Here is a 19573-nt window from a genome sequence, read left to right as displayed (position 1 = left end):
TCCGAAAAGTGGGAACCGGTTTTCGGGACAAAATGCGCAGAAAACAAATAGATCGAGCATTTCCAACGAGTCATCTTAAACTGGAAATGCTCTAATTGTGCGCGCTATCGCATTCAAAAACCCGCCGCGCGCATCGGGTGGAGTTTGTGCACGAGGTTCCCACACATGGCGCAGGAAGAAAAACCCTGTCATTCGGAAAGCATCGTTGAGATCATCATAACAGGACGGGCGCACCGATGTGCTGTTAACGAAGGCGGGCAATGGCAACATCTTGTCAGCCCATGGAGCACCTGCATCACCACAGACCGCGCGCCCTGATTTGGGCGACACATAAATCAGATTTTCGCGAGCGCCCGTGGCTGCACATTCCTTGAGATCAAGACCAAAGCCCAGCTCTTCAAGCATCATCACTTCAAATCGCAGGAGCAACTCACCAGAGGCCAGCGGATCATCAAAATGCTCGATGATGAGGCGGAGCGTTTCATAAAGCGCACCTTGCGGATCGCGTTCCGGCAGCAGCCGCAAATGCGCAGCCGCAAGCTGAATACCATAAAGCGCAACAGGCGTTTCGATAAGGCGAGCCGCCGCAAAGCCAAGCGGTTCGATGGTGAAACTGCCGAGATGTTCGTCCAAGCGCGCCCACCATGCCAGGTCGACATGGTTGCCGGGCTGGAGCAGCGGCTGCATGCGGCGGGACCGTCCGCCCCGCACCATACCCATATGACGGCCATGTTCACGCGTCATCACTTCGACAATGGCGCTTGTTTCGCCATGTCGTCGTGTGCCGAGAACTATGCCTTCATCGCGCCATTCCATGGAGGTGTGTACCACATTCCCTTTTGCGCATAATTCTATACAAAAATCGAACGACTTTCTGAATTATGCGCGGCTATCGCGCCATTCCATGAAAACCTGACTTTAACTTACTTCGGGAAATCAAGACCCATTTCGCGATAGCGTTCAGGATCATTACCCCAGTTCTCACGCACTTTCACAAACAGGAAGAGGTGCGCATTCTGCTCCAGAATCTCGCTGATCTCTTTACGTGCCGACTGCCCGATCGCCTTGATCGTTTCGCCTTTGTGGCCAAGAACGATCTTCTTCTGGCTTTCACGCTCGACATAGATGACCTGCTCGATACGCACCGAACCGTCCTTGCGCTCTTCCCAGCGCTCGGTTTCCACCGTCGAGGAATAAGGCAGTTCTTCATGCAAACGCAGATAGAGCTTTTCGCGGGTGATTTCTGCCGCAAGCTGACGCATCGGCATATCGGAAATCTGATCTTCCGGGTAATACCACGGGCCGTTTGGAACGGTCTCTGCCAGGAACTTTGCGAGATCCTTACAGCCGGAGCCGTTGAGCGCTGAGATCATGAAGGTCCGGTCAAAAGCGACCTTTTCATTTGCCTTCTGCGCGAGTTCAAGCAGTTTTGGCGGATCAACACGGTCAACCTTGTTCAAAACCAGCACTTTCTTCTGGCGAACATTGACCATGCTTTCGAGAAGCGCTTCGGCGTTCTCATTCAGACCGCCCTGCGCGTCGAGGATAACGAGAATGATGTCGGCATCCTTCGCACCACCCCAGGCCGTTGTGACCATCGCGCGGTCCAGCCTGCGTTTGGGCCGGAAAATACCGGGCGTATCGACGAGCACGATCTGCGCGTTGTTTTCGATGAAAATGCCGCGTACCAGCGCACGCGTCGTCTGCACCTTATGCGTGACGATGGAAACCTTCGTACCCACGAGCTGGTTGACCAGCGTGGATTTTCCGGCATTTGGCGCACCAATCAGCGCCACAAAGCCAGAACGGGTCTGCCCGGTTTCAGTTTCGCCGGCTGACGGCGTCGTCGGATTATTCATTGCTTATCCTTTTGAGAGCGCTCTCGTTCTTGAAAGAACAGGAGCCGCCCTATCTTTTGTTCTGCGCAATTCCCGACGTAAACCGGTCCCCACTTTCGCTGGAATTGCTCTATGTAATCTCGACAGCAGGAAACGGTTCTCGCCCAAACCACTCTGCCAATGCGACGGCCCACCACTGTCGCTGTTAATCTGATTATAGCCGAATTTTACTTACTGCAAAATTCCTTAAACTTGGATCAATATAAGGTAAAATTATGCAGCAAATTTAAACTGTTAGAGCGATTTCCATGCATCCGGCAGGACGCATGGAGTTCTAAAAGAATGTTGATCACGCCTCACGCAGAACTGTCTCTCTTCCAGACAGTTTCCCTGTACAACATTGCTTCGGCAGCAGCTTGCTCAGCAATACGCTTGGAACGACCCTCGCCGGTTTCAGGAGCAAATCCTTTCACAGTCACTTCAACTGTAAAAAGCGGATCATGATCCGGGCCACTGCGGCTCACAATTGCGTAGACAGGATGCACATTGCCCTGCTGGTGTGCCCATTCCTGCAACTCTGTTTTTGCATCGCGGCGCGCAGCACCTGTTTCCAGCGACCGCTTCTGCCAATAGCGCTTGATGAAACCACGTGCTGCTTCCAGTCCGCTATCCATATAAATGGTCGCAATCAACGCTTCGACGACATCGGCACGAACATTGAGCAGACGCGTGTCATTGAGAGACTTGATGTCGGAGCCGGTATGGATCAGATCGGCAAGACCAATCTCATCGGCAATTGCGGCACAGGTTTCGGCATTGACCAGCGCGTTGAGGCGAACTGACAATTCCCCTTCCGGCGCATCTGGAAAGGCTTCGAAAAGCATTTCAGCAACCACGAGACCAAGCACGCGGTCGCCCAGAAATTCCAGTCGCTCATAATTGGCACGCGAGGGTGCCTGGACGCTCGAATGGGTGAGCGCACGTTCCAACCGTTTCAGATTGAGAAAACGGTGTCCTGTGCGCTCCTCCAGAATTGCTGCTGCTTTGTTCTCGGAGACCATTTCAGTTTCCGGTTACGGCAGTATGCGGCTCACCACTCACCCAGGAGATGAGGCGGCTGAAGCGAACATCAGATGGCCATTTCCAGATTTCGAGCGGGCTTGTCTTATCGGCAATCGAGAAGAAAATAATGTTCGCACGACCGACCAGATTTTCGAACGGCACATAACCAACGCCAAAACGGCTATCGAGCGAGTTGTCGCGATTATCACCCATCATGAAATAATGACCGGCAGGCACTTCGAACACACGTGTATCGTCACCGATGGAATTTGGTGCAAGATCGAGCGTATCGTAAGAAACGCCATTGGGCAGTGTCTCGCGATAGACTTCAACCGGACGATTGACTTCGGTCACGTCAGGATTGTCGATTGTGCCAACACGCTCGCGCTTAACAGCGACATCATTGATGTAGAGAACGCCGCCACGCATCTGCACGCGATCACCTGGAAGACCGATCACGCGTTTGATGTAATCGACGTTGGTGTCACTTGGCAGCTTGAAGACCACGACATCACCGCGCTTGGGCTCAGCCCCCCAAATACGACCGGAGAAGAGGTCCAGACCGAACGGCAGCGAATAGCGCGAATAGCCATAGGCGTATTTCGAAACGAACAAATAATCGCCTTCCAGCAGCGTTGGGCGCATGGAGCCGGACGGAATGCTGAAAGGTTGGAAAAGCAGGCTGCGAATGATCAGTGCCAGCAGGAGAGCTTGCACGATAACGCTGACGGTTTCGCCAAGGCCGCCTGATTTTTTAGTTTCACTTTTGCTGGACACGCTCATTGTATCTCCGCTTGCCGATGTGCGATCTAATAACGGCTAAGGTTGCTCGAAGCAATCCAAACACCGCTATCTCGCATGATTATGAGCAGGAGTTTACCTGCCACAATCGCAATTGTTTTGGTGCACGCCACTATCGGAAAAGCGTTTTCGCCTTTCCGCAGCATGCATTACTCGGTTTCTGGCAGCGCTTCGATAATGACAAAAGCCTGCGCGAGAGGAAAATCATCGGTAATTGTCAGATGTATGGCAGCGCGTTTGCCTTTTGGCAGCATGCGCTTCAGTTGCTCAGCCGCGCCGCCAGTCAGCTGCATGGTCGGCTTGCCGGAAGGTGTATTCACCACTCCCATATCGCGCCAGAAAACGCCATTCGAAAGCCCCGTGCCAAGCGCTTTGGAACAAGCTTCTTTTGCAGCGAAACGCTTTGCATAAGATGCGGCGCGCTGTCTGCGCCCATCTGATTTTGCTTGTTCAACCTCAGTAAAAACACGTTGGGTGAAACGGTCACCGTGCTTTTCGAGCGTCTTTTCGATGCGGCGGATATCAATCAGATCGCTGCCAATGCCGATGATCATATTTTCTGCGGCCCCCGGACATGGTGCTTGTTGTGCTTTTCAGCAAGTCGTTCGAGCCTGCGACGACGGAAGGCAGTGACCGCAAAACGCGTCACAAAATAGGCAATCACCGCAAAAACTGCTCCAAGTATGGTCGAACCGAACAACATCGGCTTGAGCAGAGGTGTCCAGACCTCTCCGAACTTCATCGTTTGAAGTGCGTGTCCCAGATGCAAAGGCGGCGCGCTTTCGATATCCCCGCTGATGACAAAGCGGCCAAGCTCATAAGTGCTGCCCCAGATAAACGGGAGCGTCAGAGGATTGGCAAGCGTGGTGCCCAGCGCTGCTGCAGCAATGTTACCAGCCAGAAAATACGCCAGAACAATTGCAATAATCAGGTGAAAACCAAAGAACGGTGTGAAAGCCGAAAAGACACCAACGGCCAGCCCTGCGGCTACCGCATGTGGAGACGCAGTAATGCGTAGCACGCGCTTGCCGCCATATTTAAACGAGCGAGCGAAGGAACGGCGCGGCCAGACGAGCAGCCTTAAGCGCTCTTTGCGGGTCGGCGGATTTCGACGTTGGAATAACATAAACTTCTCATACTGTTCTCTACGCACCGAGACAATTGTTATTATTGTTCAATCGATGCGGCAGAGATTCTATCGCTACGCTCGAAGCGTACTCCATCAAGACGCGGCAAATAGAACTTCGGTGATACACCCAGCATACGGCGAAACATTGTCGTAAAGGCGGAAACACTATCATAGCCCAGATCAAGCGCCACGCTTGTGACTGCTTCGCCTTCCGTAAGGCGTGGAACGGCAGCAAACAGGCATGCTTGCTGGCGCCACACAGACAAGCTTACGCCTGTTTCGCGCTGAAAGTGGCGGGTGAATGAGCGACGGCTCATCGCCATGCGATCCGCCCAATCATCGATTGTCGCGCGCGCGGAAGGCTTCTTCACAAATTGACGGCAGAGATTTTGCAGACGCGGATCTGACGGGAAAGGCAAGCCGAGTGGCCGTTGTGGCAAAGTGTGCAGATCTCTGAGGATCAACTCAATCACCAGAGCGTCGCGACTGCCCGGTTCAGGAATGCTGTCGACCGACGTCGCATCGATGATGAGACAACGCATCAGATCGGTCATGCCAACCACGTGTAAATAGTCAGGCACGCCCGAAATGGCATCAAGCGCGATATAAATTGAGCGCATGAAAACATCTCCGACAATCTCGACGGAATGTTTTACACCAGCCGGAATCCACATCGCGTGATCCCCGGGAATCAACCAGCGACCGGCATCGGTCGTCACCAGAACCACGCCTTGTGAAGCGCACAAGAGCTGCGCCCGACTGTGGCTGTGGCGCGGTACAAAATAGCCATCCGGATATTTTGTCGGCAGCGCGATCACCGGCCCGCTCAGGCGTTCCAGCATCTCGATGCGCTGTTCATGGAACTTTTGCAGGTCCTCACTGCCTGGCAACAGGAGCCCCGGAGGCGATTTTGGCTTCATCTGCTTTGGCCCACTCTCGAAAGTAATGGACCAAATCACGAAAGCAGGCGCGAAACAATATAATTATGAAAGGGTCAGGTTAGAAATATTCGAAAACATTCGAATTAGGCTTCCCGCCCAACCAGCGCAAATTATGGGGAAATTTCCCTCACGGATTATCTTCGGAGTAGGACTATGAGCATGAGTGCTGCCGAGCAGCCTTCAAACACTGGCGCAAACAATACGGTTCTCGCCATTATTCTGGCTACGAGTATGGGCCATTTCCTGAACGACATGATGCAGTCGCTCCTTCCGGCCATCTATCCGATGCTCAAGGACAATTACAGCCTGTCTTTCTGGCAGATCGGCTTGCTCACCTTCACCTTTCAGGTAACGGCTTCGATCTTGCAGCCAATTGTGGGCATTTATACCGACCGCCGTCCTATGCCCTACTCACTGCCATTCGGCATGGGCTGTACGCTGATCGGTCTGATCCTGCTTGCGTCCGCGCATCACTATTCGGTTCTGCTTCTCGGTGCAGCCTTCATCGGCTTCGGTTCATCGGTATTCCATCCGGAAGCTGCACGCGTTGCGCGTCTCGCATCTGGCGGTCGGCATGGTTTCGCACAGTCGATGTTTCAGGTGGGTGGCAACTTCGGCTCGTCCATCGGACCGTTGCTTGCAGCTTTTATCGTGCTGCCTTTCGGACAGGCCAGCGTGTCGTGGTTTTCGATCGCAGCACTGATCGGCATGGCGCTGCTCTGGTATGTTGGTAACTGGTACAACCAGCATAATCTTGCCAACAAGAGCAAGCCGAAGCCTGACAAGACATTGCCGCTGCCACGCAACAAGGTTATTGCCTCGATCTCCGTGCTCGCCATGCTGATCTTCACGAAGTATGTCTACATGGCCAGCCTCACGAGCTACTACACCTTCTATACGATCAGCCATTTCGGCGTGACCGTTCAGGCATCGCAGTTGCTGCTGTTCCTGTTCCTCGGTGCCGTTGCAGCGGGCACAATTGTCGGCGGCCCTATCGGCGACAAGATCGGTACACGTACTGTAATCTGGGTCTCGATCCTCGGTATCGTACCCTTCACTCTGGCATTGCCTTACGCAAACCTCGAGGTCACAGCCGTTTTGACCGTTATCATTGGTTTCGTGCTGGCCTCTGCTTTCCCTGCAATCATTGTTTTTGCACAAGAGTTGCTACCGGGACGCGTGGGCATGGTGTCAGGACTGTTCTTCGGCCTTGCATTTGGTATCGCCGGCATTGCAGCAGCGGCACTGGGTGTCGTGGCAGACCGGACAAGTATCGAGTTTGTCTATCAGATATGCTCTTATCTTCCGCTTCTCGGATTGCTGACCATCTTCCTGCCGAAGATTGAGAAAGCTCGATAAGAAAGCATAGATAGCTCAAAAAAGTGGAGCACCGCTCATCCCCCAACGAACGGTGCTCCTGATGCCACTGACCTTTTGACGGCCCGGTGCAGCGGCAGCTCTGAATAGAGTGAAATGCACTCTACTTCTTTGTTCTGGCGCACATTGCGATGTCTTTGCTGCAATGTGCCTGCAATCTCTCACACGGCGGAACTGAAGCCGTGCATACTGTCCCTGCGAAACTCATCAAATGTCGCTGCAACCAAACGGATGAGCGGCTTGCCGTCTTCCGTTGCGCTGATGACGCCGTTGTGCACCTCCACCAGACCATCAGCCACCAATGGGCGCAGCAAGGCCAATTCATCAGAGAACTCAACGCCCGGTGCGGTTGCATTCAGATCAACGCGGAAATTGCACATAAGTGCTGTGATAATGCCTGCGCGGAGCCTGTCACTGTCGCGCATCGTGTAGCCGCGCACGGTTGCAAGATCTCCCGCTACAACGCGTTTGCTGTATTGTCCCACATCGGAAATATTCTGCGTGTATCCCGCTGGATATTGCGAAATCGACGATGGGCCTAACCCAATCAATGTTTGGCAGCGATCTGTCGTGTATCCCTGAAAATTGCGATGCAACGTGCCATTTTCAGCCGCAACAGCCAGCGTATCGTCGGGCAATGCAAAGTGGTCAATACCGACTGATTGATAACCGAAACCAAGAAAGCTTTCTGCTACAGCACTTGCCTGTGCGAAACGCTCGTCGGCATCGGGCAGAATACTTTCATCAATCAGTCGCTGATTGGCGCGACGCTGTGGCAGATGCGCATAGCCAAAGCAGGCAACTCGATCAGGCTTGAGCTCAGCTACCCGCTTGCACGTTTCGCGCAATGTCTCAATCGTTTGCAGCGGCAGACCGTAGATCAGATCGAAGTTGAGTTTATCGATGCCGACTTCCCGCAGCAAAGTTGCAGCACGGATAACCGTCTCAATTGGTTGAACGCGGCCAATAGCTTTCTGCACATCAGGGTCGACATCCTGTACACCAAGGCTGGCACGATTCACCCCCATCAGGGACAGGGTCTTTGCCAGAATGGGATTGACCGTGCGTGGGTCAAGCTCAATGGCATGTTCCATATCCGGGTGGAAATCGAATGCCAGACGAAGAGCCGCCATGATCCGCTTGAACTGCGTGGCATGAAGAATAGAAGGAGTGCCCCCACCCCAATGTAGATGCACGACCTGCGGACGCGCCGTCAGACTTGTACTTACGGTTTCAATCTCGCTTAAAAGTGCGATGACGAAATTCTCGATGACATCATCGCGGACCGCCATCTTGGAATGGCAACCGCAATAGTGGCAGATCTCTTTGCAATACGGCACATGGATATAAAGCGAGACGCTTTCTTCCGGGCCTATCTGACGTAGCCAGCGCTTTGTGCTGTCAGGCGTGATCGATGTGAAATCCACAGCCGTTGGGAACGAAGTGTAGCGAGGCACGGCAAGCGCCGCATAACGTCTTATCGTGGCTTCATGCATGATGCTTCCACCCCGCCCGCTTTGCGTTCTGGTGATAACCTGTCGCTACCACGCGCACTGGATGAAGACGGACATTCTGCCGGGCAAGTCGGCATGATGCGGCAAGGAAGCCCGCATGCATGACAGCCGATATTGTAATTGCCAGCCACAATGACACCTGTTCACCTCGTTAAGACCGAGCAGCACTTGACTGTGCTGCGTCAATTCCATGGTCAGGTGTAGTGGCCGTTTAAGAAACCTTCATTGATTTAAATCAACGAAATGAAAACAAATAAATAGGGATCAGAGCAGTTCGTTTCAGGACTTAAGTGTTGGAACCGCTCTATCTATTTTTTGAAACATATCCCAACGCAAAACTGCTTTGCATTTCTGTTAGAAATGCTCAAATAGCTTCAATATCCATTCCGGCGACCGCCGCAAGCGAACGACGCGACAATATCTCCACGGTGTTCGCATCAAGCAGCTGGATAAGGCCTTGCGTCTTTAGCTTGGTGAAGCTGCGGCTGACCGTTTCAATCGTCAGGCCGAGATAATCGGCAATGTCTGTGCGGTTCATTGCCAAGTGAACGAGATTGGCCTTTTCGCCTCGCTTTTCAGCACGCGCAGCTAAGACCAGAAGGAAACTTGCAAGCTTTTCCACTGGTGCAAGACGCCCCAGCACAAGCTGGTTGTCGCGCGCGGTGCGCAGCGCTTCACGCGTCATCTGGTGAAGACGTTCCCTGAGCCTCGGAAAGCTAACCATCAATGCTTCCATTTCCTTGGAGGAAAAGGCGCAGAGGACCGAAGGAACAACAGCCTCCGCCGATTGCGAATAAACATCATCGTCGGCCAGCCCCAAATAGTCGCCGGGAACCAGAAAACCTGCAATCTGGCGGCGCCCATCAGGCAGTGACGTATAGATGCGCAGCATGCCCGAAGTCAGGCTGAAAACCCGGCGCTTCGGATCGCCCTCTTCCACCAGCATCTCGTTCGCATCGAGCTTCTTGGAGGTCATGATAGCTTCAAGCGCGCCAAGATCGCCGTCATCGAGTGCGGAGCAAACCGCCATGCGGCGTACATCGCAATCGACGCAAACACCGCATGGAGCCCGATATGGAGATTTTGGATCGAAAACCAGAGGCACAACAGCCACGACATATTCCTAAACAGGGGGATGGGCATGGGCTTGCCCTTCCCCCTAAATTAAGGGTGCGAAACAAATACCGCAAAGCGCAATTTCGACGCAGGGTGGTAATCACGTGCAACGAAATCAATGTTATGGTACGAACCGCTTAAATATTGCGGCTACCTGGCTTAATCGCAGGAATTGCAGCCAATTCCGGCGGCAAATTGTCTGGCGAATAGGCTGGTACTTCGTATTCGGCAAGCGAAATAAGCTTCGTGCCCACATCCGCCTTGCCCGCTGAACGATCCACGATACAAGCGGCGGCTACGACTTCGATGCCAATCTCCTTCATGCAATCAATGGTTTCGCGAATCGAAAGCCCCGTGGTGACGATGTCTTCCACGATCACGACGCGCGATCCTTTCGGCACATCGAAACGACGTAAACGGAACACACCATTCTCGCGTTCCACCCATACCGACGGCACACCCAGATGGCGCGAGGTTTCGTAGGACGGAATAAGGCCACCGATTGCAGGTCCGACAACATAGTCGATCTGTCCGAGATCAGCTGCTTTGATCTTCTCGGCCAATGCCTTGCAGAGCTTTTCGGTCTTGTCGGCATGCATGAAAACGCGTGCCTTCTGCAAGAAAATCGGGCTACGCAGACCTGAGGTTAGAATGAAATGGCCTTCAAGGATCGCTCCCGCTTCGCGGAAGACAGCAAGGACGTCTTCGGTTTTCATAGTGCCTTATCCGTTCACGCGCCTTGCGCCACTGACGCTCGCGCTTTCTTTCAATTGAGAAATGATACGATTGAGGTGTTTAAGGTCCCACACTTCAACGTCAATGATCATTTCAGTAAAATCGGGCGCAGTCCGCACCATTGAGAGATTATGAATATTGGCGTCATTCGATGCAACGATCTGCGCAATTTCAGCCAGAGACCCTGGTGAATTAATCGCCGACACACTGATCCGGGCCGGGAAGCGTTCATGCATCCCCTCATCAATATCCCAGCGCACATCAATCCAGCGCTCAGGCTGATCGTCATAAGCGGTCAATGCCGGTGACTGGATCGGATAAATCGTGATCCCTGCTCCCGGCTGCATGATACCGACGATACGGTCGCCCGGCACCGCCCCTTCCGGGGCAAAACGTACGGGCAGGTCGGAATTGGTACCGCGGATCGGCAGGGCCTTACGCTTTGGCTTTTCGCCAGTTGCAGCAGGCTCTTCTGCGCCTTCAGAACCTTCCGGTACCTTGAAGATCATGCCGGCTGCGTTCTGAATATTGAACCAACCCTTTTCGCCAGTTTTCGCCGGGCTATTCTGCGAAGTAACGCGTGTGTCCTGATAATCCGGATAGACTGCTTTCACCACATCAGTCGACGGCAATTCACCGCGACCTACAGCCGCCAGAACGTCCTCAACCTCTTTGCGTGCAAGACGTGGCAGACCAGGCTTGAGGATATCCTTACTGAAAGGCTTCCCAGCACGTTCGAAAGCCCGCTCAAGAATACGCATACCGAGACCGGAATACTGCTTGCGAACGGCAGAACGCGTTGCACGGCGGATCGCAGCACGCGCCTTACCTGTTGCGACAAGCGACTCCCATGCGGCAGGCGGAACCTGCGCTTTGGAACGAATAATGTCGACTTCATCACCGTTTTTAAGCTCAGTCATCAACGGCATAATGCGACCGTTGACCTTGGCGCCAACACAGCTATCGCCAATATCGGTGTGAACCGCATAGGCGAAATCGATTGGCGTTGCACCGCGTGGCAGCGCGATAAGACGGCCCTTCGGCGTGAAGCAGAAAACCTGATCCTGAAACAATTCCAGCTTGGTGTGTTCAAGGAACTCTTCAGGATTATCGCCTTCGGAAAGCTGCTCAATAGTCTGACGCAACCAAGCATAGGCATTGGTTTCGGTCGAAATCTGATGCGGATTACTGGCGCTGCCGCGATCCTTGTAGATCGAGTGGGCAGCCACACCGAATTCGGCAATTTCATCCATGACGCGCGTGCGGATCTGCAACTCGATACGCTGGCGCGACGGACCGATGATTGTCGTATGGATCGAACGATAGTCGTTTTGCTTGGGCGTCGAAATATAGTCTTTGAACCGACCCGGAACCATCGACCACGTCGTATGGATCAAACCAAGCGCGCGATAGCAGTCCTGTGTGGATTCAACCATAACGCGGAAGCCGAAAATATCGGAAAGCTGTTCGAACGACAGGCCCTTGGTTTCCATTTTACGGAAAACCGACCACGGCTTCTTCTGACGGCTTTTGACGCTCGCCTTGATGCCGTTCTTCTGGAAAATCTCAGACAGGTCTTCTTCAATCTTCTGCAGAAGGCCGCGGTTCTTTTCAAGAAGTTCAGCAAGCCGATCTGTTACCGCACGCCAAGCGTCTGGATTGATATAGCGGAAGGCCAGCTCTTCGAGTTCTTCGCGTGTGTCCTGCATGCCCATGCGGCCAGCAAGCGGCGCATAGATATCCATGGTTTCTTCGGCAATGCGCAGGCGCTTGTCTTCGCGCATCACGCCAAGGGTACGCATATTGTGCAGTCGATCTGCAAGCTTCACCAGAAGCACGCGCACATCTTCGGAAATCGCAAGCAACAGTTTGCGAAGGTTTTCCGCCTGCACTGCCTTTTTGGAAACCAGATCAAGCTTCTTGAGCTTGGTCAGACCTTCAACAAGCTTACCAATCTCCGGGCCGAATAGCTGGTCGATTTCCTGTCGCGTCGCCGTGGTATCTTCAATCGTGTCATGCAGGAGAGCAATAGCAATGGTTGCCTCATCCAGATGCATATCCGTGAGAATTGCTGCGACTTCGAGTGGATGTGAAAAATATGGATCCCCAGATGCACGCTTCTGGCTGCCATGCTTCTGCATGGCATAAACATACGCCTTGTTGAGAAGCGCCTCATTGACGTCAGGCTTGTATCGCTGAACACGCTCTACAAGCTCATATTGGCGCATCATCTACAGAAACTCCCTACCAGTCACATACGCAGCGGTCATTTTGACCGGAAATCGCTAAAAAATATAATAATTTGCGAGTTTCCGAACCTGTTTTCTGCCAACAGGCTTAATTTCTGTCCCAAACGCCTCAGCGGCAAGCCAAATACCCGACAGCCAATCACGATATCTCTGGCCACCATGTACATAAAAACGTGCGCCACAGCCTGGGAGCTGAAGCGCACGCAAAAACAAGGGCCTGTTTATCTTCAAGTCGTTATCGGTGCAAAACTCGTTCCGATTTTTGCCTGAAACACTCGAACAACAGAGCGACGATTAGAAGTCGTCGTTCTTTTCCGGAGCAACGAGGCCTTCAATACCGGCAAGCAGTTCTTCTTCCGACATGCGGTCGAAGGAAACAACATCGTCTTCGCCAGCTTCAGCAATACCTTCAGCCAACGCATCCGAAGCGTCGGTGATCTGGGCTGGAGCAGCGGCTTCCGGTTCGTCAACTTCAACGTGCTTCTGCAGCGAATGAATCAGGTCTTCCTTCAGATCGTCAGGCGAAAGTGTTTCGTCAGCGATTTCGCGCAGGGCAACAACCGGATTCTTGTCGTTGTCGCGGTCGATCGTGATCTGGGCGCCCTGAGAAATCTGGCGGGCACGGTGACCGGCCAGCAGAACCAGTTCAAAACGGTTCTCGACCTTATCTACGCAGTCCTCAACGGTGACGCGGGCCATAGGCGGTCCCTTTCATTTCTTAAACTTTAACGGAATTTTTCTTGCACATAACGCTTGTGAGCCAAAATTACAAGCAAAAGCGCAAAACACCAACGACAAGGTTCAGAAATCTAGGCTAAGATATAACTGTTCATCAATCTGTCTGACAAATACACGATCCGGATCAAATTGGAACAATAGATTTCAAGCGATTATCGGTTGCTATATCGAAATATAGCGTAAAAGTAATTAAGGATAGCCAAATAACAACCATGAGTTGCTTGTTTTTCTATAATATCTCCGTAGAACGCAATAAACGTCATTGGTAAAAATGAATACCCCCGCCGTTTAAGAAACAAATCTGAATACGCGGTCGCAGGCCCACTCACTTACCGGCCGCAGAGTGGATATATTGCACGATGTTCGATTCTCGTGAAAAAATTGCGCTATTTATTGACGGCGCGAATTTATACGCAGCTTCAAAGACACTCGGTTTCGATATTGATTACCGGAAACTTTTGAAGGCCTTCCAGAAACGCGGTTATTTGCTGCGCGCCTATTATTACACGGCTCTGGTTGAGGATCAGGAATACTCGTCGATCCGTCCGCTTATCGATTGGCTCGATTACAACGGCTACAAGGTTGTCACCAAGGCAGCCAAGGAATTTACCGACTCGACCGGTCGCCGCAAGGTGAAGGGCAATATGGATATCGAACTTACCGTCGACGCCATGCAGCTCACCGACACTGTCGACCATTTTGTGATTTTCTCGGGCGATGGCGATTTCCGTTCGCTTGCCGAAGCGCTGCAGCGTAAGGGTCGTAAGGTCTCTGTCGTTTCCACTCTGACGACACAGCCTGCAATGATTTCTGATGAATTGCGCCGTCAGGCCGATCATTTCATCGATCTGGTCTCGCTTAAGGCCGAAATCGGCCGCGACCCTTCCGAGCGTCCGCAGCAACAGCAGCGTCGTCAGGAAGACGATCTGGATGACGACTATTGATATCGGCAATTGCCTGGTTCATGTGGAGTTATAATTTCCAACCTCATGAGCCAGTTCGCACCATCTAAAAAAGAGCGCCTTCCGGCGCTCTTTTTTTGTTGTGGCAATATATGTCTGTCTTAGAGCGACCTTTGCGCGCCCAATAAGGCGCCCAGCGCTCTAGCCGCGATCACGCAGCAGGCGCGATTTCTCGCGATTCCAGTCGCGCTGCTTCTCAGTCTCACGTTTGTCGTGATTCTTCTTACCGCGCGCCACGCCGATTTCAAGCTTTGCCCGACCACGATCGTTGAAGTATAGCTTCAACGGAACCACGGTCATGCCTTCGCGTGAAACCGAGTTGAAAATCCGTGACATTTCGCGACGGCTGATCAGCAGCTTACGCAGACGGCGCGGCTCATGATTAAAACGATTGCCCTGCGTGTATTCCGGAATATAGGAATTGATCAGCCAAAACTCACCGTTCTCAAAGCTCGCATAGCTTTCAGCAATATTGGCCTGATTGGCGCGCAAGGATTTAACCTCCGTGCCGGTCAGAACCAGACCAGCTTCGAGCGTATCGGTAATCTCGAAATTGTAGCGCGCTTTACGGTTTTCGGCGACCATTTTGCGGGCGGGAGAGTTTTTCGGCTTATTCATAATGGCACCATATAATGCTCATTGCCGGAAATGAAAACGCTCTCGCATGCGCGAGAGCGTAAAAATCACTCGACCGGACAAAATTAGCAGCCTTAGTTGACAAGGCCAGCGTGTTTCATAGCCTGATCAATCTTCTCAGCCGTCGCAGCTTCAACCGTAACCATTGGCGAACGCAGAACATTTTCAACGCGACCAAGGCGGGACAGAGCATATTTCGGTCCGGAAGGATTTGGCTCAATGAAGAGTGCCTTATGCAATGGCATCAGACGATCCTGAAGCTCCAACGCCTTAGCATAGTCACCGGCCTGACAGGCATCCTGGAATTCTGCGCAGAGACGCGGGGCGATATTGGACGTCACCGAAATACAACCAACACCGCCATGTGCATTGAAACCCAGAGCGGTTGCGTCTTCGCCGGAGAGCTGGATAAAATCCTTACCGCAAGTCAAACGTTGCTCGGAAACGCGTTCGATCTTGCCTGTCGCGTCCTTCACACCAACAATGTTCTTATGATCGCGTACAAGTGAACCCATGGTTTCCGGGGTCATATCGATGACGGAACGGCCCGGAATGTTATAGATAATCAGCGGGATCGAGATCGAACGTGCAACGCGCGAGAAATGCTCATAGAGGCCGCGCTGGTTCGGCTTATTATAATAAGGCGTGACGACAAGAACCGCATCAGCACCGGCCTTTTCGGCGTGCTGTGCAAGTTCGATCGCCTCAACCGTATTGTTGGAACCAGCACCCGCAATCACCGGCACGCGACCTGCGGCTACTTCGATGCAGACCTCGATAACACGCTTGTGCTCATCATGAGACAAGGTCGGTGTTTCGCCTGTTGTGCCAACCGGTACGAGCCCTTTGGTGCCCTCTTCGATCTGCCAGTTCACAAAAGCACGAAAGGCTTTCTCGTCGAACGCTCCTTCACTATCGAATGGCGTGACAAGTGCAGTAATCGAGCCTTTCAGCATCAGTGAACTCCTGAGAAATAGAGACGGTACCTGGCAATACCACGCTGGCTTTTGACTGTGCCAGAATAGCTGCGAGGCGATGCACCATAGTCTCGCAGTGCAAATCCGGCAAGCGGGGGGCTAGCCCAAATCAGCTTCCGGATGACAGTTTTGCAAAAATTCCTTCGCTTTTTTAGTCCGATCTGCTCAGATCGAGCGTGCAACAGTTGTCCGGCGCGTATGGAGCCTTTAGACAAATGTTCGAAAAGAAAAACATAACCATTTATTAACCAATGCTTCATGCATCGGCATCATAGTCTTATGCAGGACAATCACCCTATCTTTCAGGCTTAGAAAAGCCCGATTTGAACAATATTTTACCCGCAATCAGGCACTCTATTCTCGTTAGATCATGTGTAAGAAAAATATAGATATGCCATTAAAGCAAAGAGCGCTCTTTTCGAGTGGATTGATTATTGCTGCTTCGCTTCTTGCGGGACAGACGGGGGCTGCCTATGCCCAGTCAACTTTGCCATCGGATGTTCCTACACCGCTGGCGCGTCCGTTCGCGCCTACTGCCACACATGAATCGCCAATCAATCTGGTTACGCCCAAAGCACGTCCGGTCACCCCCGACCCGGTTATCACGTCTTCCTTCAGTCGTGTCGAGAACCCTGCCGTAATCAGCGGCACATTAAAGAGCGGACTTGATGCGCTCTATTCCCGCGATATCATCGGCGCAATTGCCTATCGCAACGGAATGACGAAAGGCTCACTTGACCGCCAGATATTGACCTGGTCGATAGCGACATCGGGAATGGATGGCGTGCCGAGCGCTGAAATTGCAATGGCTGCCTCTGAACTGCCGGGCTGGCCCGGCATGGCGACGCTGCGCCGCAATTCGGAACGGGCGCTTTTCAGGGAAAATGCACCGGCAACAACCGTTATTGCCACATTCGGCACAACACGCCCGCAGACAACTGAGGGCATGATCGCCCTCGCCCGCGCATATGTGGCCACTGGAAACAACACAAAAGCGCATCAGCTTCTCGCGCCCTGGTGGGCGACAGAGCGCCTTTCGGCAGATGATGAAGCGAAAGTTCTGAAAGAATTCGCAAGCGTTCTTACACGTGACGATCATCAACGTCGCCTTCTGCGCTCGCTTTACAATGACCGCATGCAATCGGCTAAACTTCTGGCTGGCCCAGCACAGGCCCAGTCGCTTTATAATGCTTATGCAGCATTGGCACAGAAGTCGCCAAACACGGCCAAAGCCATCGCCGATGTGGACCGCTCGTGGCACTCGAACCCTGCTTACATGTTCTTACAGATTCGCTTTCTGCGCCGTGCAGACCGTATGAGCGAAGCGACAGACTTGATGCTGAAAGCTCCAAAAGACGCCGCGTCGCTGGTGGATCCGGACGCATGGTGGGTGGAACGTCGCATCCTGTCGCGCGAACTCCTCGATATTAACAAGCCACAACTCGCCTATAGACTAGTCGCAGCACATGCCGCAGAATCACCGACAATGGCCGCAGAAGCAGAATTCCATGCCGGTTGGTATGCTTTGCGCTCATTGAAACAACCAAAGCTTGCTGCACCGCATTTTGCGAAGATCGCCGAGATTTCATCTCGTCCGATTTCCGCTTCGCGCGCTTATTATTGGCTCGGGCGTGCCGCAGAAGCTGGTGCTGGCGGCGATGCTAACGGCTATTATCGCCGCTCCGCGCATTTCGGCACAACATTCTATGGGCAGCTGTCCGCCGCTAAACTTAGTGAAAAAGCGCCCGAGCTCGCCTATCCAAGACCATCCGATGCAGAACGTGTGCGTTTCTCTGGCCGTCCCGCAGTCCAAGCCATCAAGCGCCTTGAACAGATCGGCTATGGCAGCCGCGCGACTGCTCTGTACAGCCAGCTGTCACAAGAGCTCGGTAGCGTTGGAGAACTGGCGCTTCTCGCTGTAATGGCGGAGAAGAACGAGAATCATTATCTCGCTCTCCGCGTTGGCAAGACGGCAGCATTCCGTGGACTGGACGTCGGAGCGCTATCGCACCCGATTGGCGCCATTCCGGCTCATGCGAATATCAGTGGCTCCGGCAAAGCGCTTGCCTATGCGATCGCTCGTCAGGAAAGCGAGTTCAACGTTGGTGCAGTGTCAAAAGCTGGTGCGCGCGGGCTGTTACAATTAATGCCAGCCACCGCAAAGAGTGTCGCAACACGCAATGGAATGGCGTTTTCTGCTCCGAAACTCACAACCGATGCAGCCTATAATGCGACGCTTGGCGCGCATTTTCTTGGCGAACAGCTCGACCGATTCAACGGATCTTACGTGCTGACCTTTGCCGGATATAATGCCGGTCCGCGTCGTGCATCCGATTGGGTGGAAAAATACGGCGACCCGCGTGGCAAGCCAATCGAAGAGGTTGTCGACTGGATTGAGCGCATTCCATTTTCCGAAACGCGGAACTATGTTCAGCGCGTGATGGAGAATTATGAGGTTTATAAGGCGCGCCTCACCGGCAGTGCGGATATACGCACCGACCTGATCTACGGCCGACGTTAAAGCGTGCTCCGTTTTACCATATTCATACGATACGCTTAAGCCTGTGTTTTCTTGGCACGTGCTGAAGTCTTCGACTTCGGAGCAGCCTTCTTTGGTTTTGGGCTCTTCTTGGACGCCGCGCGCTGTGTGGCCTCTGCCAATTTACTGGCCTGAGCGGTCCAGTTTTCGCGGGTAACACGTCCAGCAAATCCGATATGTCGTTCAATCCATGCAGATTCGTCCGTATTCCATTGCGCAATCTGCGCGTAATGGAATACGCCGAGCTTTTGCAGCATTCCTTCTACTGCCTCGCCAATACCGCTGATTGCAGTCAGATCGTCCGGCTTCCCCCGTAAAGGTGCATCAAGCAATTCTGGACGATCAGGATCCTGAGCTTCCGCGGCCGACTCTTCGACTGAAATCTCTTCTACAGATTCTGGATTGGATTCGAGCTCTTCTGTTTCTGCCTGTGGCAAAGGCTCTTCGACCTTTTCCGCCACTTCACTGACCTTATGTTTCAGAGGCTCTTCCACCGCGACCGCTTTGGTCGGCGTCACTGGCTCAGGCTTTTCCACTATCGCAGGCTTTGAGAGCGCCGCCGCGATAATCGTGTTTTCCTTATCCGTGTCGGCAGCTTTTTTGCCTCTGATGAGGCGTCCCAAAACGCAGCCAATTACAAAAGCAACGGCAATAAGAATCGCCAGTTGAATGATCAACATCGGCATGTAGGTTCCCTCATACTCTACGCACTTGCGCGCAGCCACGATGGCCACAGCGGCAAATCAAAAAACCCCGCACATATTGGCAGGCCTGCCTAAGGACTGCCAGAAAACTATCCAGGCATATTCACTTCGCAGTGGTCAGCCAACCCACAGCCAGACCAATCACCGCCGAAAGCAGAAGAACTGGCCAAAACATCTCCGCAAGATAAAGCATATGGAATCCGCCTGCCGTTCAATCCGAAGCACCTGTCAATATATACAGGAAAGGCAGCGAAG

At 52.9% G+C, this 19573-nt stretch carries 18 protein-coding genes; 3 read left to right on the top strand and 15 right to left on the bottom strand.

The genetic code is table 11. The features are described from left to right. Nucleotides 1-75 precede the first annotated feature (75 nt). From recO to C9380_RS04095, 7 genes are all read right to left on the bottom strand, one after another. Nucleotides 76-816: a DNA repair protein RecO gene (gene recO / locus C9380_RS04125; protein WP_128093630.1), complete on the bottom strand. Its 741-nt coding sequence runs from the start codon at nucleotides 814-816 to the stop codon at nucleotides 76-78. 107 nt (nucleotides 817-923) lie between these two features. Continuing rightward, the gene (gene era / locus C9380_RS04120) at nucleotides 924-1859 is read right to left on the bottom strand and encodes a GTPase Era (protein WP_024897335.1); all 936 of its coding nucleotides are present in this window, start codon (nucleotides 1857-1859) and stop codon (nucleotides 924-926) included. A 335-nt stretch (nucleotides 1860-2194) separates the two neighbouring features. Next, entirely contained in the window at nucleotides 2195-2899 is a 705-nt protein-coding gene (gene rnc, locus C9380_RS04115) for a ribonuclease III (RefSeq protein ID WP_094541790.1), read from the bottom strand. A 1-nt stretch (nucleotide 2900) separates the two neighbouring features. Then, the gene (gene lepB / locus C9380_RS04110; RefSeq protein ID WP_024897333.1) at nucleotides 2901-3683 is read right to left on the bottom strand and encodes a signal peptidase I; all 783 of its coding nucleotides are present in this window, start codon (nucleotides 3681-3683) and stop codon (nucleotides 2901-2903) included. Between the two features lie 167 nt (nucleotides 3684-3850). Beyond that, nucleotides 3851-4255 (bottom strand): holo-ACP synthase, encoded by a 405-nt coding sequence (acpS, locus tag C9380_RS04105; protein WP_094541788.1) that lies wholly within the window; start codon nucleotides 4253-4255, stop codon nucleotides 3851-3853. Then, a complete protein-coding gene (gene bspA / locus C9380_RS04100) occupies nucleotides 4252-4827 on the bottom strand; it encodes a type IV secretion system effector BspA (RefSeq protein WP_100559393.1) in 576 nt (191 codons plus the stop codon). Before bspA ends, acpS begins: the two co-directional genes overlap by 4 nt. Nucleotides 4828-4868: 41 nt before the next feature. Further along, nucleotides 4869-5720: an AraC family transcriptional regulator gene (locus C9380_RS04095; protein ID WP_210249745.1), complete on the bottom strand. Its 852-nt coding sequence runs from the start codon at nucleotides 5718-5720 to the stop codon at nucleotides 4869-4871. 204 nt (nucleotides 5721-5924) lie between these two features. Here C9380_RS04095 and C9380_RS04090 point away from each other — a divergent pair, with 204 nt between their 5' ends. Next, nucleotides 5925-7130, top strand: a complete 1206-nt coding sequence (locus C9380_RS04090; protein WP_024897329.1) for an MFS transporter — start codon at nucleotides 5925-5927, stop codon at nucleotides 7128-7130. A gap of 179 nt (nucleotides 7131-7309) precedes the next feature. Here C9380_RS04090 and hemN read toward each other — a convergent pair whose 3' ends face one another. The 5 genes from hemN to rpoZ all read right to left on the bottom strand — a co-directional run bounded on the left by hemN (nucleotide 7310) and on the right by rpoZ (nucleotide 13461). After that, entirely contained in the window at nucleotides 7310-8644 is a 1335-nt protein-coding gene (hemN, locus tag C9380_RS04085; RefSeq protein WP_128093040.1) for an oxygen-independent coproporphyrinogen III oxidase, read from the bottom strand. Between the two features lie 382 nt (nucleotides 8645-9026). After that, nucleotides 9027-9776, bottom strand: a complete 750-nt coding sequence (locus C9380_RS04080) for a helix-turn-helix domain-containing protein (RefSeq protein WP_024897327.1) — start codon at nucleotides 9774-9776, stop codon at nucleotides 9027-9029. A 139-nt stretch (nucleotides 9777-9915) separates the two neighbouring features. Further along, entirely contained in the window at nucleotides 9916-10494 is a 579-nt protein-coding gene (gene pyrE, locus C9380_RS04075) for an orotate phosphoribosyltransferase (protein ID WP_128093039.1), read from the bottom strand. A gap of 6 nt (nucleotides 10495-10500) precedes the next feature. Beyond that, complete coding sequence (locus tag C9380_RS04070) at nucleotides 10501-12744, bottom strand: RelA/SpoT family protein (RefSeq protein WP_024897325.1); 2244 nt, start codon at nucleotides 12742-12744, stop codon at nucleotides 10501-10503. A gap of 312 nt (nucleotides 12745-13056) precedes the next feature. Then, a complete protein-coding gene (rpoZ, locus tag C9380_RS04065; RefSeq protein ID WP_024897324.1) occupies nucleotides 13057-13461 on the bottom strand; it encodes a DNA-directed RNA polymerase subunit omega in 405 nt (134 codons plus the stop codon). Nucleotides 13462-13859: 398 nt separating this feature from the next. On the opposite strand from rpoZ, the gene C9380_RS04060 reads away from it, so the two are divergent. Further along, entirely contained in the window at nucleotides 13860-14444 is a 585-nt protein-coding gene (locus C9380_RS04060; RefSeq protein ID WP_024897323.1) for a LabA-like NYN domain-containing protein, read from the top strand. Nucleotides 14445-14603: 159 nt separating this feature from the next. Here C9380_RS04060 and smpB read toward each other — a convergent pair whose 3' ends face one another. Together smpB and dapA are read right to left on the bottom strand one after the other, a co-directional pair. Further along, nucleotides 14604-15080 (bottom strand): SsrA-binding protein SmpB, encoded by a 477-nt coding sequence (gene smpB, locus C9380_RS04055; protein ID WP_024897322.1) that lies wholly within the window; start codon nucleotides 15078-15080, stop codon nucleotides 14604-14606. A 92-nt stretch (nucleotides 15081-15172) separates the two neighbouring features. After that, a complete protein-coding gene (gene dapA / locus C9380_RS04050; RefSeq protein ID WP_024897321.1) occupies nucleotides 15173-16054 on the bottom strand; it encodes a 4-hydroxy-tetrahydrodipicolinate synthase in 882 nt (293 codons plus the stop codon). Nucleotides 16055-16466: 412 nt separating this feature from the next. Between dapA and C9380_RS04045 the strand changes: the two genes are divergently transcribed. After that, the gene (locus tag C9380_RS04045) at nucleotides 16467-18596 is read left to right on the top strand and encodes a lytic transglycosylase domain-containing protein (protein WP_247877554.1); all 2130 of its coding nucleotides are present in this window, start codon (nucleotides 16467-16469) and stop codon (nucleotides 18594-18596) included. A gap of 35 nt (nucleotides 18597-18631) precedes the next feature. On the opposite strand, the gene C9380_RS04040 is transcribed toward C9380_RS04045, so the two are convergent. Continuing rightward, a complete protein-coding gene (locus C9380_RS04040; protein ID WP_128093038.1) occupies nucleotides 18632-19300 on the bottom strand; it encodes a helix-hairpin-helix domain-containing protein in 669 nt (222 codons plus the stop codon). Nucleotides 19301-19573 lie beyond the last annotated feature (273 nt).

This window comes from Brucella pituitosa, from assembly GCF_003049685.1.
Classification (GTDB): domain Bacteria; phylum Pseudomonadota; class Alphaproteobacteria; order Rhizobiales; family Rhizobiaceae; genus Brucella; species Brucella pituitosa.
Note: the sequence above shows the minus strand (reverse complement) of the source record. Positions and strands in the feature narration are given on the sequence as shown.